Annotated in this window: 4 protein-coding genes and 1 tRNA gene; 2 read left to right on the forward strand and 3 right to left on the reverse strand. The window is 64.2% G+C overall.

The window, feature by feature from the left end:
- Window positions 1-61 precede the first annotated feature (61 nt).
- Entirely contained in the window at window positions 62-1,456 is a 1,395-nt protein-coding gene (locus Y704_RS0109495; RefSeq protein WP_051476875.1) for an ABC transporter substrate-binding protein, read from the reverse strand.
- Window positions 1,457-1,708: 252 nt separating this feature from the next.
- Window positions 1,709-2,041, reverse strand: a complete 333-nt coding sequence (locus Y704_RS0109500) for a cupin domain-containing protein (protein ID WP_026549946.1) — start codon at window positions 2,039-2,041, stop codon at window positions 1,709-1,711.
- A gap of 222 nt (window positions 2,042-2,263) precedes the next feature.
- Here Y704_RS0109500 and Y704_RS0109505 point away from each other — a divergent pair, with 222 nt between their 5' ends.
- The gene (locus Y704_RS0109505; protein WP_026549947.1) at window positions 2,264-3,490 is read left to right on the forward strand and encodes a globin domain-containing protein; all 1,227 of its coding nucleotides are present in this window, start codon (window positions 2,264-2,266) and stop codon (window positions 3,488-3,490) included.
- 1 nt (window position 3,491) lies between these two features.
- Here the strand turns inward: Y704_RS0109505 and Y704_RS0109510 are convergent.
- Window positions 3,492-3,564 (reverse strand) — tRNA-Leu (locus tag Y704_RS0109510).
- Between Y704_RS0109510 and Y704_RS24840 the strand changes: the two genes are divergently transcribed.
- A partial coding sequence (locus tag Y704_RS24840) for a hypothetical protein (RefSeq protein WP_216698968.1) occupies window positions 3,538-3,750 on the forward strand: 213 nt, incomplete at its 3' end. The genes Y704_RS0109510 and Y704_RS24840 overlap by 27 nt on opposite strands.

Below are 3,750 nucleotides of genomic sequence, written 5' to 3' on the forward strand. Positions count from 1 at the left end.
GCGCCGGCATCCTCACGGATACTGGCGGGGCCCTCCTGGTTGCTGCGGGTTCTACTGAGTGTTACAGCTGGCCGAGCTCGGACCGGCTGGGCTGCGGCTTGTTCTCGGCGTCGTACTGGTAGATGCCGATGGCGGCCTCGGTCGGGTCACCGTTCTCGTCGAAGGTGACCGGGCCCGAGATGCCGTCGTAGTCGATGTCCCCGCCGTTGCGGAGCAGCGTGATGCAGGCGGCGAAGTCGAAGCACTTCTCCCCGTCCTTGGACACTGCCTCGAGCTGCTCACCGATTGCGACGCCTTCAACGCTTCCTGCAGCCTCGGCCGCGAGGGAGATCAGCGTGACAGCATCGTAGCTTTCACCGGAGTAGGCGAAGCTGGTGAGGTTCGGGTCGATCGTCCCCAACGCTTCCTGGAAACCGGTCCCGGTGAACGGGCCGGGGATGGTGCCCTGGGCGCCCTCCATGGTTCCGGGCTCGAGGTCGGCACTGTAGTCGGTCGTATTTCCGTCGACCATGAACAGGCTGGTCGGGTCAACGCCCTTGCTCGTCAGGAGTGGAACGATGCTCTTTGCCTGGTCGAAGCTGATGAGGACGATTGCGTCGGGTTCGGCGGCCACCACTGCATCGACCTGGCTGCTGAACTGTGAGTCGCCCTCATTGAACATCTCGGTGGCAACAACCTGTCCGCCCGCGCCTTCGACGGTTTCGGTGATGGTGGCTTCCAACCCGGTGCCGTAGGCGTCATTGAGGACGATCATGCCGACCGTCTGCGCACCACAGGTCATGATGTAGTTTCCGAGCGTGCGCCCCTGCAGCACGTCTGAAGGAGCGGTGCGGAAGTAGAGGCCGTTGTCATCCCAGTTGGTGAATTCCGCGGAGGTGTTGGCCGGTGAGAACTGCACAACGCCTGCACCCGTGATCTGGTTGATCACGGTCTTCGAAACGCCGGAGGAAGCTGCACCAACAATCGCACTGACGTCCTGGGACAGCAGGTCGCCGACGGACTGGGTAGCGATGTCGGTGGTGGTGTCGCCCGAGTCGCGGTGGACGATCGAGATGTCCTGCCCGAGCACGCCCCCGGCGACATTGATCTCCTCGACGGCCAGGTTGGTACCCGCGATTTCGGGCGGACCGAGGAATGCAAGGCTTCCGGTCGTGGGGAGGAGTGTTCCGATGTTGAGCGGCTGGTCGCTGACAGTGGTTGCCTCGGGAACGGCTGCCGGGTCACCCTTCGGGTTGGCCTCGGCGGCCTGTCCACCCTCGCTCTCGGGGCATGCCAGCCCCGCCGCCGCTGCCTCGGATGCCGGTGCCTCTGTTGCCTCGGCCTCGCTCTCGGGCGCTGACGATCCGCCGCAACCGGAGGCGAGAAGTGCGATACCCAAGCCAAGGGCAGCTACCTTCGCGGCACGCGTGGCATTCTCCCCAGTGCCGAAACGCACTGAGTTACGTGTTGCTGTCATCAATTTTTCTCCTCGACCGAAAGGCTTCATGTGCCTTGCTGCAGTCACCAGGTGTTCCTGGTCTGTAGAAGAAACTAGTGCAAAATTCCGACAAAAATAAGGGAATCTTATTACATCCTTGTAACGCTCGGCCCGGAGCGCTTCACATAGTATTGACAGGGCCGATTAGTCAGTATCCTGTCTTTTTCACTTCTTATCCAGGTCCGGAGCGAAACCGCCGGCATCCCGGGCGGAACCCGAGCACCAGCCGGATCAGCCGCGCATGGCCACCGTCAGCAGAACGGCGGAGTCCTCGACTGCTTCCAGGCTGTGCCGCGACGGAGGGACGGTCAGCAGATCACCCGGCGAACCCTCCCAGACATTCTCCCCAGCGGCAAGGACCACCCGGCCGTGCAGAACCTGCACCGTCGCCTCACCTGGATTCTCGTGCTCCCCCAGCGAGGATCCCGCCCGCAGGGCGATCACAGTCTGCCGCAGCACGTGCTCATGACCGCCGTAGACCGTGGACGCGCTCCGTCCGCTGGAGGAGCCGCGGGCAATCTCCAGCTGATGCCGTACCAGCGCAACCAGTGAACTCTTTTCCACCACGTGTCCCTCCGTCAGGAAATGATCCGCGCCGGATGCAGCGGCGCTCGATACCAGTAAGTATTGCGCGGGAACTCCGCGATGTGTCCCACCGCCCGGGGCTCAGCGGGTTCTCACCGAACCTCAACCCTGTACGGTGAGGGCAGCGCAGACCTGGAGCACCCCTGCCTCGGACACATGTCCCGCAGCATCACCAGGCCACTTGTCCGCCAAGGAGTATGAATGCTTTCCGATACCTCCCGTCCTGTCATCGAAGCAACACTGCCGGTCGTCGGCGAAAATATCGTCGAGATCGCCCAACGGTTCTACGCCCACATGTTCGCGGACAAGCCCGAGCTCATGGACGGCCTTTTCAACCGCGGCAACCAGGCGGACGGACGGCAGCAGCAGGCGCTGGCCGGGTCGGTGGCGGCGTTCGCCGGTTTCCTGGTGAACACTCCCGGCGAACTGCCGGATCATCTGCTGTCCCGCATCGCCCACAAGCACGTTTCCCTGGGCCTGCGCCCCGATCAGTATCAGATTGTCCACGACCACCTCATGTGGGCGATCGTGGATGTCCTCGGTGACGCCGTCACGGACGAGGTCGCAGCAGCCTGGGACGAGGTGTACTGGCTGATGGCGAACGTCCTGATCAACCAGGAACGCAGGATGTATACCGAACTGAACCTCGCCCCCGACGCCGTCTGGCGTACGTGGCGGGTGTGCGAGAAGATCCGGGAGACCGACGACGTCGTGACGTTCGTGGTGGAGCGGACCGACGACCGCGATGTGAAGCCGTCGCTGCCCGGGCAGTACGTGAGCCTGCAGGCCCTGATGCCCGACGGCGTGCACCAGCCCCGGCAATACAGCCTCACCCGCGCCGACGACGGAAAACACCGCCAGTTCTCGGTCAAACGGATCCACGGGCTGCCGACCCCCGACGGCGAGGTGTCGAACCTGCTTCATGGGACCGTCGACGTCGGCGATGAAGTGGTGCTGTCGGTCCCCTCCGGTGACGTGGTGGTCAATGACACGCGCCGCCCGATCGTTTTCGCCAGCGCCGGCATCGGCATCACGCCGATGGCCGGGATGATCTCCCACCTGGTGCAGTCCGGTTCACAGCGTCGGGTGATGCTGCTGCACGCGGACAACTCCGCCGATAACTTTGCACTGCGCCACCAGGTCACGTCGGATCTGGCACAGCTGCCGGATGCTTCCCTCACCAGCTGGTTCGTGGAACCAGCCAGACCGACGCTGACCGTGCAGGATGAGCTGGTGGGTTTCATGGACGTCAGCTCCATCGACCTCCCTGACGACGCCGAGTACTACCTATGTGGGCCGCTGGTCTTCATGCAGGCGGTCCGCAGCACCCTCATTGCCCGGGGCATCCCCGCACGGGACATCCGGTACGAGGTGTTCGGGCCCGACCTCTGGCTGGCCGACTTCCAGCCGGCACCGGCCACTGTCTAGGTACCCCAGGTCGGACTCGAACCGACACTGAACAGATTTTAAGTCTGGTGCCTCTGCCATTGGGCTACTGGGGCTTCGCCGTGCCGGTCCAGAATATCGCGGGTGAAGCCGTCCTGACGATTCGCCGGCACAGGCGCGGCGCCATCCGCAGCAGGACCCGCGCAACGACGGCCGGTGCGCTGCGAGGCCGGGTCCGCGACGGATCCGCACCATCACACGACGACGGCGGCCCACCGCCCGGGTGGAACCGCCGTCGTACT

The organism is Arthrobacter sp. Br18, assembly GCF_000520555.1.
Taxonomy (GTDB): Bacteria; Actinomycetota; Actinomycetes; order Actinomycetales; family Micrococcaceae; genus Arthrobacter_D.

Bases quoted from the DNA above. Each gene is read 5' to 3' on its own strand.
- Y704_RS0109495 (WP_051476875.1), bottom strand. From the start codon at position 1,456: ATGACAGCAACACGTAACTCAGTGCGTTTCGGCACTGGGGAGAATGCC.
- Y704_RS0109505 (WP_026549947.1), top strand. From the start codon at position 2,264: ATGCTTTCCGATACCTCCCGTCCTGTCATCGAAGCAACACTGCCGGTC.